The 13,634-nt window shown below is 72.0% G+C and carries 11 protein-coding genes; 6 read left to right on the forward strand and 5 right to left on the reverse strand.

The window, feature by feature from the left end:
• The first annotated feature begins 2 nt into the window (after positions 1 to 2).
• From dhaL to ACIPY8_RS06125, 5 genes are all read left to right on the forward strand, one after another.
• On the forward strand, positions 3 to 647 hold the full coding sequence (gene dhaL, locus ACIPY8_RS06105; protein WP_400816104.1) for a dihydroxyacetone kinase subunit DhaL: 645 nt from the start codon (positions 3 to 5) through the stop codon (positions 645 to 647).
• Positions 647 to 3,139: a phosphoenolpyruvate--protein phosphotransferase gene (gene ptsP, locus ACIPY8_RS06110; protein WP_400816106.1), complete on the forward strand. Its 2,493-nt coding sequence runs from the start codon at positions 647 to 649 to the stop codon at positions 3,137 to 3,139. Before dhaL ends, ptsP begins: the two co-directional genes overlap by 1 nt.
• An 85-nt stretch (positions 3,140 to 3,224) precedes the next feature.
• Positions 3,225 to 3,650, forward strand: coding sequence for a hydroxyphenylacetyl-CoA thioesterase PaaI (gene paaI, locus ACIPY8_RS06115; RefSeq protein ID WP_400816108.1), 426 nt, complete (start codon positions 3,225 to 3,227; stop codon positions 3,648 to 3,650).
• A 29-nt stretch (positions 3,651 to 3,679) separates the two neighbouring features.
• A complete protein-coding gene (gene paaK / locus ACIPY8_RS06120; RefSeq protein WP_400816110.1) occupies positions 3,680 to 5,017 on the forward strand; it encodes a phenylacetate--CoA ligase PaaK in 1,338 nt (445 codons plus the stop codon).
• A gap of 44 nt (positions 5,018 to 5,061) precedes the next feature.
• Complete coding sequence (locus ACIPY8_RS06125) at positions 5,062 to 5,676, forward strand: TetR/AcrR family transcriptional regulator (protein WP_400816112.1); 615 nt, start codon at positions 5,062 to 5,064, stop codon at positions 5,674 to 5,676.
• Between the two features lie 15 nt (positions 5,677 to 5,691).
• Here ACIPY8_RS06125 and paaZ read toward each other — a convergent pair whose 3' ends face one another.
• The 5 genes from paaZ to ACIPY8_RS06150 form a co-directional block, all read right to left on the reverse strand.
• Positions 5,692 to 7,773, reverse strand: coding sequence for a phenylacetic acid degradation bifunctional protein PaaZ (gene paaZ, locus ACIPY8_RS06130; protein ID WP_400816114.1), 2,082 nt, complete (start codon positions 7,771 to 7,773; stop codon positions 5,692 to 5,694).
• Positions 7,770 to 8,678 carry a 3-hydroxyacyl-CoA dehydrogenase family protein gene (locus ACIPY8_RS06135; protein ID WP_400816115.1) on the reverse strand — a complete coding sequence of 303 codons (909 nt, stop codon included), beginning with the start codon at positions 8,676 to 8,678 and terminating at the stop codon, positions 7,770 to 7,772. The genes paaZ and ACIPY8_RS06135 overlap by 4 nt, the downstream gene beginning before the upstream one ends.
• The gene (locus tag ACIPY8_RS06140) at positions 8,675 to 9,427 is read right to left on the reverse strand and encodes an enoyl-CoA hydratase/isomerase family protein (RefSeq protein ID WP_400816116.1); all 753 of its coding nucleotides are present in this window, start codon (positions 9,425 to 9,427) and stop codon (positions 8,675 to 8,677) included. Before ACIPY8_RS06140 ends, ACIPY8_RS06135 begins: the two co-directional genes overlap by 4 nt.
• Before the next feature lie 2 nt (positions 9,428 to 9,429).
• The gene (locus ACIPY8_RS06145; protein ID WP_400816118.1) at positions 9,430 to 10,620 is read right to left on the reverse strand and encodes a thiolase family protein; all 1,191 of its coding nucleotides are present in this window, start codon (positions 10,618 to 10,620) and stop codon (positions 9,430 to 9,432) included.
• 80 nt (positions 10,621 to 10,700) lie between these two features.
• Positions 10,701 to 12,038, reverse strand: a complete 1,338-nt coding sequence (locus tag ACIPY8_RS06150; RefSeq protein WP_400816120.1) for an MFS transporter — start codon at positions 12,036 to 12,038, stop codon at positions 10,701 to 10,703.
• A 275-nt stretch (positions 12,039 to 12,313) separates the two neighbouring features.
• Here ACIPY8_RS06150 and ACIPY8_RS06155 point away from each other — a divergent pair, with 275 nt between their 5' ends.
• Positions 12,314 to 13,600: a hypothetical protein gene (locus tag ACIPY8_RS06155; protein WP_400816122.1), complete on the forward strand. Its 1,287-nt coding sequence runs from the start codon at positions 12,314 to 12,316 to the stop codon at positions 13,598 to 13,600.
• The last annotated feature ends 34 nt before the right edge of the window (positions 13,601 to 13,634 follow it).

Consider the following 13,634-nt stretch of genomic DNA (forward strand, 5'->3'; position numbering starts at 1 on the left):
GGATGACGGACACGATCGGCACCGCGACGCTCGTCGACTGGATCACGCGCTTCCGCGACGCGGTCAGCGAGAAGAAGGAGTGGCTCACGGAGCTCGACTCGGCGATCGGCGACGCCGACCACGGCGCGAACATGTCGCGCGGCATGGCGGCCGTGGTCGACAAGCTCGACGCCGCAGCACCGGGGACCGTCGAGGATCTGCTCAAGGGCGTGGGCATGACCCTCGTGAGTTCGGTGGGCGGGGCGAGCGGCCCTCTCTACGGGACCCTGTTCCTGCGCATGGGCATGACCGCAGGGGCCGTGACCGAGCTCGACGCCGCAGGTCTCGCGGCCGCGCTGCGCGCAGGTCTCGAGGGCATCGTCGCCCGGGGCAAGGCCGAGGCCGGGGACAAGACGATGTTCGACGCGATGGCACCGGCGGTCGACGCCATGGATGCCGCGGTCGCGCGCGGCGCCGGCCCGGCCGATGCGAGCAGAGCGGCAGCGGCCGCCGCCGCCCTCGGTCGCGATGCGACCCTGCCGCTCGTGGCGCGCAAGGGGCGCGCGAGCTACCTGGGGGAGCGCAGCGCGGGTCACCTGGACCCCGGTGCAGCCTCGGTCACGCTGCTGTTCGAGACGCTGGCCGACGCGATCGCCGGCTCGTCCTGATGATCGGAATAGTCGCCGTCTCCCACAGCGCCGGGCTCGGGGAGGCGGCGCTCGAGCTCGCCCTGCAGATGGTCCCCGGAGGCGGGGCGCAGGTGCGGGTGGCCGCCGGGGCGGGGACGGATGCCGACGGCACGCCCGTCCTCGGCACGGACGCGGTCGCGGTGGCCGCGGCGATCGACGAGCTCGCGGTGGACTGCGACGGGGTGCTCGTGCTGATGGACCTGGGTTCCGCGGTGCTGAGCGCCGAGCTCGCCCTCGACCTCCGCGCGAGCGACGTGCCCGTGCGCCTCGCGCCCGCCCCGTTCGTGGAGGGTCTGCTCTCGGCCGTGGTCTCCGCGGCGGGGGGCGCAGGACTCGAAGCCGTCGCGCAGGAGGCAGCGGGTGCGCTCGCCGCGAAGACCGGTCAGCTCGGCGAGGACGAGCCCGCTCCGCCGAGCGTGCCACTCGCCGACGCTCCAGTCGCCGACGCTCCAGTCACCGACGCTCCGCCCGGCGACGCGCTCGTCCGCGTCGTGCGGGTGCGCAACCCTCTCGGCATCCATGCGCGCCCCGCGGCGCTGATCGCCGAGGCGTCGGCCGGCACCGACGTGCGCGTGCGCCGGCTCCCCGACGGGCCGGAGGCCTCCGCCGCGAGCCTGACGCGCCTGCTGGTGCTCGGAGCGCGCCAGGGCGACGCGATGGAGCTCGCGGCGAGCGGAGACGGGGCCGCCGCGACCCTCGATCGTCTTGCCGCGCTGTTCGACGACGGATTCGGCGAGGGCACGGAGCCGGCGTCCGCGCAGCCGGTCGTCGCGAGCGGATCAGAGCCGGTCGCCGCACCGTCGTCGACACCGCCCACCGCCGGCGCGGTGCTGCGCGGGCGCGGAGTGAGCGCGGGTCAGGCCGCCGGGCCCGTCGTCCGCGTCGCCCCCGCGCTGCCGGAGCCCGACGCCTCCGTCACGATCGCGCCCGCGGATCGGGACGCCGAGATCTCGGCGATCGAGTGGGCCGCCGTCGCCGTCGCCGATCACCTCCGACGGCGCACCGAGGCGGCCACGGGCGAGGCGAAGGCGATCCTCGACGCTTCGCGACTGCTGGCGACGGACCCGGAGCTCGTCTCCGATGCGACCTCTCTCGTACGGTCCCGGGGCGTCAGCGCGACGAGAGCGGTCTGGGAGACCGGCTCGACCCACGCTGCGACGCTGTCCGCCCTCGGCGGTCGGATGGCCGAACGGGTCGCCGACGTCCTCGACGTGCGCGACCGCATCATCGCCGAGATCCTCGAGGTCGAGATGCCCGGTGTGCCGGAGCGCGACGAGCCGTTCGTGCTGGTCGCCCGCGACCTCGCCCCCGCCGATACCGCCGCGCTGGAGGGAGGGCGGTGCGTCGCCCTCGTGACCGAGGAGGGCGGACCGACCTCCCACACGGCGATCATCGCGCGTGCACTGGGCCTCCCGGCGGTCGTCGCGGCCGCCGGAGCGGGGAGCATCCCCGAGGGGACGACCGTGCTCGTCGACGGGGATCGCGGCACGATCGAGGTCGATCCCGACCCCGTCCGTGTCGAGAGGACGCGGGCCGCGACCGAGGTCGTCGCCTTCCACGGCGCCGGCACGCTCTCGGACGGACACGAGCTCCCGCTGCTCGCGAATGTGGGGCGAGCCGCAGACGCGCACACCGCCGCCGACGCGCGGGCCGAGGGCATCGGTCTCTTCCGCACGGAGTTCTGCTTCCTCGACCGCGTCGACGCTCCGACCCTCGCCGAGCAGGTGACCGCCTATCGTGCCGTGCTCGCGCCCTTCGCCGGGCGGCGGGTCGTGGTGCGCACGCTCGATGCGGGCAGCGACAAGCCCCTGCCCTTCACCGACCCGGAACCCGAGGAGAACCCGGCGCTCGGGGTGCGGGGCCTGCGCCTCGCCCGCCGCACGCCGCAGCTGCTCGACGACCAGCTGCGGGCGGTCGCCGAGGCGGCCGCGGCCGAATCCGCGGTCGTCGACGTCATGGCGCCGATGGTCGCGACTCTCGAGGAGTCGCGGGAGTTCGTCGAACGCTGCCATGAGGTCGGGCTCTCTCGTGCCGGCGTCATGATCGAGACGCCGTCTGCGGCGCTCCTCGCCGCCGAGATGTTCGAGGTCGTCGACTTCGTCAGCGTCGGCACGAACGATCTGGCCCAGTACACGATGGCCGCCGACCGTCTGCTCGGCGCCCTCGGCGACCTGAACGACCCGTGGCAGCCGGCTGTGCTGCGTCTCATCGGCACGGTAGGGGAGGCCGGCCGTGCCGCGGCGAAGCCCGTGGGCATCTGCGGCGAGGCGGCCGGCGATCCCGCGCTCGCGCCCGTGCTGGTGGGCCTCGGCGCCACGTCGTTGTCGATGACGCCCCGAGCCCTGGGGCGGGTCGGCGCGGCGCTGCGGCGGGTCACGGCAGACCAGTGCCGTCGTGCGGCCGAGGCCGCGCGATCGGCGACGACGGCGGACGACGCTCGGGAGGCGGCGCGCGCGATCCTCGGCGGATGACCCCTCTTTACTAACCGATCGTTCAGTTAGTATGGTCGGGTCGGATGCCGCAGCGACGGCGTCCCCCGCGACGAGGAGGTCGACGATGGCAGACGCGACGATGCAGCAGATGGACGCTCAGCCCAACCGGGCCATGATGCAGCGCGATCGCGCCTCGGCATCCCTCGGTCTCGTGGTGGAGCGTGACGATCCCGGCCATGCGGTCGTCACGATGCTCGTGCGCGACGACATGACGAACGGCTTCGCCATCACGCACGGCGGATTCGTCTTCGCGCTCGCCGACACGGCCTTCGCGATCGCCTGCAACGAGGACGACCGGGTCACGGTCGCCGCCGGCGCCGACATCTCCTTCCTCAAGTCGACGGTGGCGGGTCAGACACTGACCGCGACCGCGGTTCGCCGCTCCCGATCGGGGCGCTCCGGCCTCTACGACGTGACGGTCGTCGACGAACAGGGCGACACGGTCGCCGAGTTCCGCGGCCGCTCACGGACGACCTCGCAGACCCACTGACCCGAACGACCGGAGCACTCATGTCGACGATGACCGAACACTCCACCGCCACCGCTGCCGCCGCAGCGTCCGTCCGCCCTCCCGCGGCCGACCAGCTCGACGCCGAAGAGCGGCTGGGTCGCCCGGAGCTCGAGGAGCTGCAGCTCGCGCGCCTGCAGCAGACGGTGCGTCACGCCTACGCGAACGTGCCGCTCTACACCCGGAAGTTCGACGAGGCGGGCGTGCACCCCGACGACATCCGCACTCTCGCCGACGTCGCGAGGCTGCCGTTCACCACCAAGGCCGACCTGCGCGAGACCTACCCCTTCGGCATGTTCGCGGTGCCGATGGACGAGGTCGCCCGCATCCACGCCTCGAGCGGCACGACGGGGCGCCCGACGGTCGTCGGCTACACCCGCGGCGACCTCGACCGGTGGGGCACCCTCGTGGCGCGGTCGCTGCGCGCCGCCGGGATCCGCGCCGGGATGAAGGTCCACAACGCCTACGGCTACGGCCTGTTCACCGGCGGGCTCGGCGCCCACGCGGGCATCGAGGCGCTGGGGGCGACCGTGATCCCCGTGTCGGGCGGGCAGACCGCGCGTCAGGTCCAGCTGATCAGGGACTTCGAGCCCGATGCGATCCTCTGCACTCCCAGCTACCTGCTCACGATCGCCGACGCCATGGCGGCGCAGGGAATCGACCCGCGGTCGACCTCGCTCAAGGTCGCGGTCCTGGGCGCCGAGCCGTGGACGAACGAGATGCGGCACGAGCTGGAGCAGCGGATGGGCATCGATGCGCTCGACATCTACGGGCTGAGCGAGGTCATGGGGCCGGGCGTCGGCAGCGAGTGCCTGGAGGGCAAGGACGGACCGCACATCTGGGAGGATCATTTCCTCCCCGAGGTGATCGACGCCGAGTCCGGCGCTCCGCTGCCCGACGGCGAGCTCGGCGAACTCGTGTTCACCTCGCTCACGAAGGAGGCGTTCCCCGTGATCCGCTATCGCACGCGCGACCTCACGCGGCTGCTGCCCGGCACGGCGCGCCCCGCGATGCGGCGCATGGAGAAGGTCACCGGCCGCAACGACGACATGATCATCGTGCGCGGCGTGAACCTCTTCCCCACGCAGATCGAGGAGCTCGTGCTCGGCATCGAGCAGCTCACGCCGCATTTCATCCTCGAGCTCACGAAGGAGGGGCGGATGGATGCGCTGACGGTGCGCATCGAGAGGCATCCCGACCTCTCCGTCGAGACGTGCGAGAGCGCGGCCGCGGTGCTCGCGCAGCGCATCAAGGTGTTCGTCGGATCGACCGTGGCCGTGCGGCTCGAGGAGCCCGGGACCCTGCCGCGGAGCGAGGGCAAGTACAAGCGCGTCTACGACCTCCGTTGAGCCTTGCCGGGCTGCGGGCGGATCGGGTGCGAGACTGAGGCGTGATGTCCGAGATGCAGAGCGCGCGACGTGGTCGCCCGGGGTACGACCAGCAGGGGATCCTCGCCGTGGCGATCGCGGCGTTCAACGAGCACGGCTACGACGCCACGTCGATCGGGATGCTCGCCGAGCGGCTCGGCCTGTCGAAGTCGGCGATCTACCACCACTTCGCCTCGAAGGAGGAGATGCTCGACCTCGCGCTTGACGCCGCCCTGAGCGGACTCGAGGCTGTGGTCGACGATCCGGTGACCGCGGGGGCCGGCGACGAGGTGCGGGCGACCGACCGGCTCGAGCACGTGCTGCGCGGAGCCGTGCACGTGCTGGTGGATCAGCTGCCCGCCGTGACCCTGCTGCTGCGCGTGCGCGGGAACACCGAGGTGGAGCGCACCGCGCTCGCGCGTCGGCGCACGTTCGACCGCCGGATCACGGCGCTGGTGTCGGCGGCTCAGGCGGAGGGCGCCGTGCGCGAGGACATCGACGCGAGTGTCGCCGCACGTCTGACGTTCGGCATGATCAACTCGCTCGTCGAGTGGTATCGGCCGGGCGGCCGCGAAGGCGCCGACCGGCTCGCGGACGACGTGGTCGCGATCGCACTCGACGGACTGCGCCGGCGGGCCTGACCCGCGGACCCCGCCCTACGCCGCCTCCCGCTCCTTCGCGACGAGCGTCAGCACGTCGTACGTCGCGACGATCTCGTCGTCCTGGTTCTTCAGCACGGCATCCCAGCGCACCTCGCCGTACTCGTCGGTCTCGCGCGGCGTGATCTGCTTGGCCGTCAGCTCCACGCGGATCTCGTCTCCCGGCGACACCGGGGTCACGAACCGCAGGTTCTCGAGCCCTGAGTTCGCGAGCACGGGACCGGGAGCGGGGTCGACGAAGAGCCCGGCCGCCCACGACACGAGCAGGTAGCCGTGCGCCACCCGACCGGGGAAGAACGGGTTCGCGGCGGCAGACGTCTCGTCCATGTGCGCGTAGAAGGTGTCGCCCGTGAACGCCGCGAACGTCTCGATGTCCTCCAGCGTCACGGTACGCGATCCGCTCGCGACCTGGTCGCCGATGCGCAGCTCGGCGAGCGACTTCCGGAACGGATGCACGCCGTCGTCCTCCGTGAACGGGCGGGCCGCCGCTCCCTGATGCCAGACGCCCGTGAGCGCCGTCATCATGGCGGGGGAGCCCTGCACGGCGGTGCGCTGCATGTGGTGGAGCACCGCCCGGATGCCGCCCAGCTCCTCGCCGCCGCCGGCGCGACCGGGTCCGCCGTGCACGAGGTTCGGCAGCGGCGAGCCGTGACCGGTCGAGCTGCGCGCGTCGTCGCGGTCGAGGAACAGCACGCGTCCGTTGTACGCCGCGATGCCCGACGCGAGTGCCACGGCGACCTCGGGGTCGTGCGTCGCGACGCTCGTCACGAGGGATCCGCCTCCCCGGGCGACCAGGGCGCTCGCCTCGTCGAGGGAGCGGTAGCCGATCACGCTCGACACCGGCCCGAAGGCCTCGATCTCGTTGACGGCGGGGCTCTCGGGGTCGTCGAAGCGCAGGAGGAGGGGCGAGACGAACGCGCCGTCGCCGGCCGCTCCCTCGGCGCCGTCGGCGAGGCGCACAGAGGGGGCGTCGGTCGAGCCGATGACCAGCTCACCGCCGCCGGCGCGCAGCCGCTCGACCTGACGCAGCACCTCGTCGCGCTGCTCGGTGGAGGCGAGCGGGCCCATCGTGACGCCCTCCGCACGCGGGTCGCCGACGACCACGCGCTCGGACAGCCGCGCGCGCACGGCCTCGATCACGTCGTCGACGAGGTCGACCGGCACGATCGCGCGACGGATCGCGGTGCACTTCTGCCCGGCCTTGCTCGTCATCTCGGCGACGAGCTGTCGCACGTAGGCGTCGAACTCGGGGGTGCCGCTCACGGCATCCGTGCCGAGGACCGAGGCGTTGATCGAGTCGGTCTCGCTCGTGAACCGCACACCGCCGGTCTGCACGGCGTCGTGCGCGCGGAGCCGTTCGGCGGTCGACGCCGAACCGGTGAAGGCGACGAGGTCGCCCAGCCGCAGCTCGTCGAACAGTGTGGGGACGCTGCCCGAGACGAGCTGCAGGGAGCCCGCGGGGAGCAGCCCCGATTCGACCATGATCCGCACCATGGCCTCGGCGAGGTAGCCCGTGGGCGTCGCGGGCTTCACGATCGTGGGCACGCCGGCGAGGAACGCCGGGGCGAACTTCTCCAGAGACCCCCACACCGGGAAGTTGAAGGCGTTGATCTGCACCGCCGCGCCGCGCAGGCGGGTGTAGATGTGGCGGCCGATGAACGAGCCGTCGCGCGAGAGGTTCTCGACGGGGCCGTCGACGTACACCTTCGCGTTGGGCAGCTCACGGCGTCCCTTGCTCGAGTACGCGAAGAGCACGCCGATGCCGCCGTCGATGTCGACCCACGAGTCCTGGGTCGTCGCGCCGGTGCGGCTCGAGATCTCGTACAGCTCCGCCTTGCGCTCGGTCAGGGCGAGGGCGAGCTGCTTGAGGCGCACGGCGCGCTGATGGAACGTGAGCTCGTCGAGGGAGTCCTGCCCGGTGCTCCGCGCGTAGGCGAGGGCGGCACCGAGGTCGAGCCCCTCCGTCGAGACACGGGCGACCACGTCGCCGGTCGACGCATCGCGCACCTCGGTGTGCCGGGCGGCCTCGGCGGGGGTCCACCAGGATCCCTGCACGTAGCTGGGCAGGATGTCGGTCATCTCTCGTCCTTCCATTCGTAGAAGCCGCGGCCGCTCTTGCGCCCCAGATGTCCCTCCGCGACGAGTCGCCGCAGCAGCGCGGGCGGCTCGAAGCGCGCGCCGAGGTGCTCCGCGAGATACTCGGCGATCCCGAGCCGCACGTCGAGGCCGACGATGTCGGTGAGACGGAGCGGGCCGATCGGATGCTTGTAGCCGAGGGTCATGGCCGCGTCGATGTCGTCGGGGGAGGCGACCCCCTCCTCGACCATGCGGATGGCTTCGAGCCCCAGCGTGACGCCGAGTCGTGAGGAGGCGAAGCCGGGTGCATCCGCGACGACGACGGGTGTCTTGCCGAGTGCCCGGACCCAGGAGCGTGCGGCGTCCACGAGCGCGGGCGCGGTGCCGGCTCCGCGGACGATCTCGACGAGCGCGGAGGCCGGAACGGGGTTGAAGAAGTGCATCCCGAGGAAGCGCGCCGGGTGCGAGAGGGTCGCCGCCAGTTCGTCGATCGAGATCGAGGAGGTGTTCGACGCGATCGCGGCATCCGGCGCGACGTGCGTCTCGATGCCCGTGAGCGCCTCGACCTTGAGACCGAGGTCCTCCGGGACGGCTTCCACGACGAGCGCGCACGATGCGAGCGCGGCGCGGTCCTCGGTCGACGAGAAGCGCGCGCGGTAGGCGTCCTCCGCCTCGGAGGCCGTGCCGCGGGCGATCGATGCCGCGACCGAGTCGAGCACGCGGGCGGACGCCGCGACCGCGGCATCCTCGTCGCGCTCGACGACCGTCACCCGGGAGCCGGCGAGCAGGAACGCGTGCGCGATCCCCGCGCCCATGCGTCCTCCGCCGAGCACGCCGACGTGCGCGGGGGCGTCCGGGGTGGTCGTGCCCGGGTCGGTGGTGCCCGTGGTGGTGGTGCCCGGGATCATGCGCGGTCCCTCCGTTCCAGGAAGTCGGTCATCCGGCGGAACTTCTCCGGACTCTCGAAGAGCTCGGCCTGCGCGGCGAGGTCGACGTCGGGATGCTGAGCGCGAGGCGCGCGGAACACGCGCTTGGTGGCGATCGTGGCGGTCGGGTCGTTCCGGCTGATGCGGTCGGCGATCGCGTGGGCTGCGGGGAGGAGATCCGCCTGCTCGTGCAGCGACGACACGAGGCCGATGCGCAGAGCCTCCTCGGCCGTCACCGAGCGACCGGTGAGCAGGAGCTCGATCGCGCGGGCGTCGCCGACGATCTCCTTGAGACGCCAGCTCGCACCCGCGGCGGCGAGGATGCCCAGCCCGGTCTCGGGGTTGCCGATGACGACGTCGGGGGTTCCGATGCGGATGTCCGCCGCGTAGGCGAGCTCGGCGCCGCCGCCGAGCGCATAGCCGTCGATCGCGGCGATCACGGGCATCGGGAGCTCGGCGATGCGCACGAACGCGTGGGCGTTGATCCCGCGCCGGGCATCCGCGGCACGGCGCTCCCGCAGCTCGGCGATGTCGGCTCCCGCGGCGAACACTCCGCCGGAGCCGACGAGGATCAGTGTGCGGGGCTCCCGCTCCAGGTCCTCGCACAGCGCGTGCAGGGCGTCGATCATGGCCTGATCGATCGCGTTGCGCTTGTCGGGTCGGTGGAGGGTCGCGATCACGCGGTCATCCGCGTGCTCGACGAGCAGCGGAGCGTCGGCGGGGTCGGTCACCGTCACACCTTCTCCAGGATCACGGCTGCCCCCTGGCCGACGCCCACGCACATGGTCGCGAGTCCGTACCGGGAGTCCTCGCGCTCCATCCGCCCCAGCAGCGTCACGAGCAGGCGCGATCCGGACGACCCCAGCGGGTGCCCGAGCGCGATCGCGCCGCCGTCGGCGTTCACGACGGCGTCGTCGAGACCGAGCCGGCGGATGCAGGCGATCGACTGCGTCGCGAACGCCTCGTTCAGTTCGATCGCACCGATGTCGTCGAGCGACAGTCCGGATCGACGCAGCGCCTTCTCCGTCGCCGGCACGGGACCGAGGCCCATGACCTCGGGTGCGAGGCCCGCGCTCGTGCCGACGACGATCCGCGCGCGGGGTGTCAGACCGTGGCGCTCCACGGCCTCGGCGCTCGCGACGAGGAGAGCGGACGCTCCGTCGTTCAGGGCGCTGGAGTTCCCGGCCGTGACCACGCTGCCTCCCGCGACGACCGGTCGCAGACGCGCGAGACCCTCGAGCGAGGTCTCGGGGCGGGGTCCTTCGTCGACGCGTACGAGGTCGGCCCCGACCGGCACGTCCACGATCTCGCTCTCGAAATGCCCGGCGGCGATGGCGGCGGCGGCGCGCTGCTGCGACCGGAGGGCGAAGGCGTCGGCCTCCTCACGCGTGATGCCGTCGAGTCGGGCGACCTCCTCCGCGGTCTCGGGCATCGTGAACGTCGCCTTGTCCCGGGCGAGGAGCCGCGGGTTCGGGAAGCGCCAGCCGATCGACGTGTCGAAGGCGGCCCCCGGCTTGCCCCAGGCCTTGTCGGGCTTGGCCTGCACCCAGGGCGCCCGCGTCATCGACTCGACGCCGCCCGCGACGATCAGATCGGCGTCTCCCGCGCGGACGGCCTGCGCCGCCATCGTGACGGCGGACATCCCGGAGGCGCACAGCCGGTTCACGGTGATCCCCGGAACGGTGTCCGGGAGCCCGGCCAGGAGCACGGCCATCCGTGCGACGTTCCGATTGTCCTCGCCTGCCTGATTGGCGGCTCCGAGGATGACCTCGTCGATCTCCGTGGAGGTCGGGTCGATGCCCGCCCGGCGGACGGCCTCGCCGACCACGAGCGCGGCCAGGTCGTCGGGACGGACGGACGCGAGCGCTCCGCCGTAGCGACCGACGGGCGTGCGCGCCCCTCCGACGAGATAGGCCTCTGCCATGCGGATCTCCTGACTGCGTCGTCGTCGAGCGGAACCGTGCTCGGAGCGATCGCCCGATTTACTGAACGATCGTATGGTAATTATGACACAGGGGTGGACGGTGCGAGCAGGTCGACGCCCTTCGTCTCCTTCACGAGCGACACGGCGATCAGCGACACGACCGCCGCGACGGCGATGTAGACCCCGATCGTCCAGGCGGCATGGAACTGGTTCAGCAGCGCCTCGGCGATCATCGGCGCGAACGCCCCGCCGAGGATGGCGCCCAGCGCGTAGCCGATCGAGACGCCGGAGTACCGCACGTTCGCGGGGAACATCTCCGCGTAGAGGGCGGCCTGCGGGCCGTAGGAGAGCCCGAGGGCGAACGTCATCACGAACAGCGCGACGAAGTACCAGACGATGTTCGCGGTGTCGATCAGGAACCACATCGGGATGGCCCACACGGCGAGGGCGACGTACCCGATCTGGAACGTGCGCACCCGGCCCAGTCGGTCGGACAGATGCCCGCCCCACAGCGTGAACACCAGCCAGCCGAACGACGCGAGCGTGGTCGCGAGGAGCACGGGAGGGCGCTCCATGCCGAGGCCCGTGACGGCGTAGGTCGCGAAGAACGCGATGAGGAGGTAGCCGGCCGCGTTGTTGGCGATGAAGATCAGGGCCGTGAGGACGACCTGCTTCGTGTTCCTGCGGAAGAGCTGTCCGAGGGGAGCGGACGCCTCCTTGCGCCGGCGCTGGAGCTCTTCGAAGATCGGGCTCTCGTCGACGGCGCGGCGGATGAGGTAGCCGACGCCGATCAGGACGATCGACAGCAGGAACGGGATGCGCCAGCCCCAGGCGAGGAAGGCCTCGGGCGACATCGAGGTCGTGAGCACCCACAGCGTCGCGGTCGCCAGGATCATGCCGACCGGGACGCCGATCTGGGGGAAGGCGCCGAACAGTCCGCGCCGCCCGCGCGGGGCGTGCTCGACCGCCATCAGCGCCGCTCCGCCCCACTCGCCTCCCGCCGAGAAGCCCTGCAGGATACGCAGCGCGATGAGCAGGATCGGCGCCGCGACGCCGATCGCCGCGTAGGTGGGGAGCACGCCGATCAGCGAGGTGGAGAGTCCCATGAGGATGAGCGTGAACACGAGCATCTTCTTGCGTCCGAGCTTGTCGCCCAGATGTCCGGCGATGATCGCCCCGAGGGGGCGGAACAGGAACGAGATGCCGATCGTGGCGAAGGAGAGGACCTGGGCGAGGCCGGGGTTGGACTCGGCGATCGGTGCGAGGAAGAGCGGGGCGAGCACGAGGCCCGCGGCCTGCGCGTAGATGAAGAAGTCGTACCATTCGATCGAGGTGCCGACGAGAGTGCCGGCGAGCACGCGGCGCTCCTCCGCGGGCATCCGCCGTGTCGAGGTCGGTTCCGAGACTGCTGACGACATGCGAACTCCGTTGTTCTGCGATTCGGGACGGCGCGAGACCAGGGGTCTCACGCATTTCCTGACCGAATGATCGGTCAGTAATCGCCGAGCGTAGCGCATGACGAGTGGCGGGTCACCCCTCGATGCCGGGATCCGGTCGAGACATGCCGCATCAGGCATGCGATCCGTCACATTCTCATCTCGACATGCGGCACCTCGCGGAGCGCCGGAGGATCCGTTCCTAGACTTCCGAGGAGGGGGCGTCGATCGCCGACGCGCATGATCGGAGGAGCGTCGTGGATCGCCGGAGAAGAGCACGCTCGGGAGTCGCCGTCGTCGTCATCGTCACGGGGGTGATGGCCGCGCTCGCCGGGTGCGTGCCGGAGCCGGATCCCCGCCCATCGGCATCCGCACCGGCGCCGGCTCCGGATCCGACCCCGTACGACGGTCCACTGACCTTCGTGGGGGACGAGCTGGACTCGCTCCTGCTCACGACCGACGAGATCACCGCGCTGCTGCCCGGCGCCACCGACGTCTCCGCGCCGTCGGCCACGCTCCACCAGATCTCCGACGGGGGCGGAACGGCGTCGACTCCGGCGATCTGCGACGCGCTGTACGTCGAGCAGTCGCTCGGCACCGTCGGGGCGCGCGTGATCGAATGGACCACACCCACGGATCCCGAGTCCGGCGGCGGGAATCTGATGGCGCTGCAGTTCGCGGACCCCGAGCAGGCGGCGGCCAGGATGGACCAGCTGGTGCAGGCCGCGACGGACTGCGCGCGGTTCACGAAGGAAGCGCCGGCGACGTTCGACAGCGTGGTCCTGGACGAGGTCGACGGCGTGCGTGCGTTCGCCGGGACGCTCATCGACGACGCGGCCGGATACGATCTGCGACTGTTCCAGGGGTTCGCGGCGGTCGGCAACGTCCTCGTCGCGCTGCGGCAGCCGTTCGTGGGCGACGCCGCCTACGACGCGCAGGCCGTCGCCGACATCCTCCAGGAGCGGGCAGTGCAGGCCCGTGCCGATCTGATCGCCGACCTCACCGAGAACCCGCCGGTCGGCGATGAGGAGCCGGTGACCGACGCCTCCCGGCCGTGGTCCGAGTGGCAGGTCTCCGGCGACGGCGTGGGCCCGATCCTGCTGGGCGACACGGTCGACGTCGCGGTGGCCGCCGCCGGTGGCACCCCCGCCGCACCGTCCTTCGAGGGCGGGCCGTGGATCGTCTCGAAAGCGGAGGGGACGGGATCGATCCTGATTCAGAGCGCCGAGGGCGCCGACACCGTCTGGTACATCACCGTCGGGACTCGACGCTCGGCCGCCCCGGAGACGTCTCAGGACGGCGCTGCGCTCCCGGCACGCGGCGACATCAGGGTGGGAGCCCCGGTCGCCGACGCGATCACCGCCTTCCCCGGTGGCACGATCGTCGACGTCGCCTCCTCGGGCGAGGACTACTACGCGGTCGCCACCCGTGACGGGAGGGTGTACCGCTTCGACACCGAGGGCGACGCGGCCGACCAGGGGACCGTGATCATCGGCATCACCGTCGAGGACGCGACGCGGCGGATGGCGCCCCGCTTCGGCTGAGGCGGAACGGTCGGCGTGACCGGTGGCCGGATCG

This window comes from Microbacterium sp. NPDC089696 (assembly GCF_044749125.1).
Lineage (GTDB): Bacteria > Actinomycetota > Actinomycetes > Actinomycetales > Microbacteriaceae > Microbacterium.

Bases quoted from the DNA above. Each gene is read 5' to 3' on its own strand.
- paaK (WP_400816110.1), top strand. From the start codon at position 3,680: ATGACCGAACACTCCACCGCCACCGCTGCCGCCGCAGCGTCCGTCCGC.
- dhaL (WP_400816104.1), top strand. From the start codon at position 3: ATGACGGACACGATCGGCACCGCGACGCTCGTCGACTGGATCACGCGC.
- ACIPY8_RS06125 (WP_400816112.1), top strand. From the start codon at position 5,062: ATGTCCGAGATGCAGAGCGCGCGACGTGGTCGCCCGGGGTACGACCAG.
- ACIPY8_RS06145 (WP_400816118.1), bottom strand. From the start codon at position 10,620: ATGGCAGAGGCCTATCTCGTCGGAGGGGCGCGCACGCCCGTCGGTCGC.
- ACIPY8_RS06150 (WP_400816120.1), bottom strand. From the start codon at position 12,038: ATGTCGTCAGCAGTCTCGGAACCGACCTCGACACGGCGGATGCCCGCG.
- paaZ (WP_400816114.1), bottom strand. From the start codon at position 7,773: ATGACCGACATCCTGCCCAGCTACGTGCAGGGATCCTGGTGGACCCCC.
- ptsP (WP_400816106.1), top strand. From the start codon at position 647: ATGATCGGAATAGTCGCCGTCTCCCACAGCGCCGGGCTCGGGGAGGCG.
- ACIPY8_RS06135 (WP_400816115.1), bottom strand. From the start codon at position 8,678: ATGATCCCGGGCACCACCACCACGGGCACCACCGACCCGGGCACGACC.
- paaI (WP_400816108.1), top strand. From the start codon at position 3,225: ATGGCAGACGCGACGATGCAGCAGATGGACGCTCAGCCCAACCGGGCC.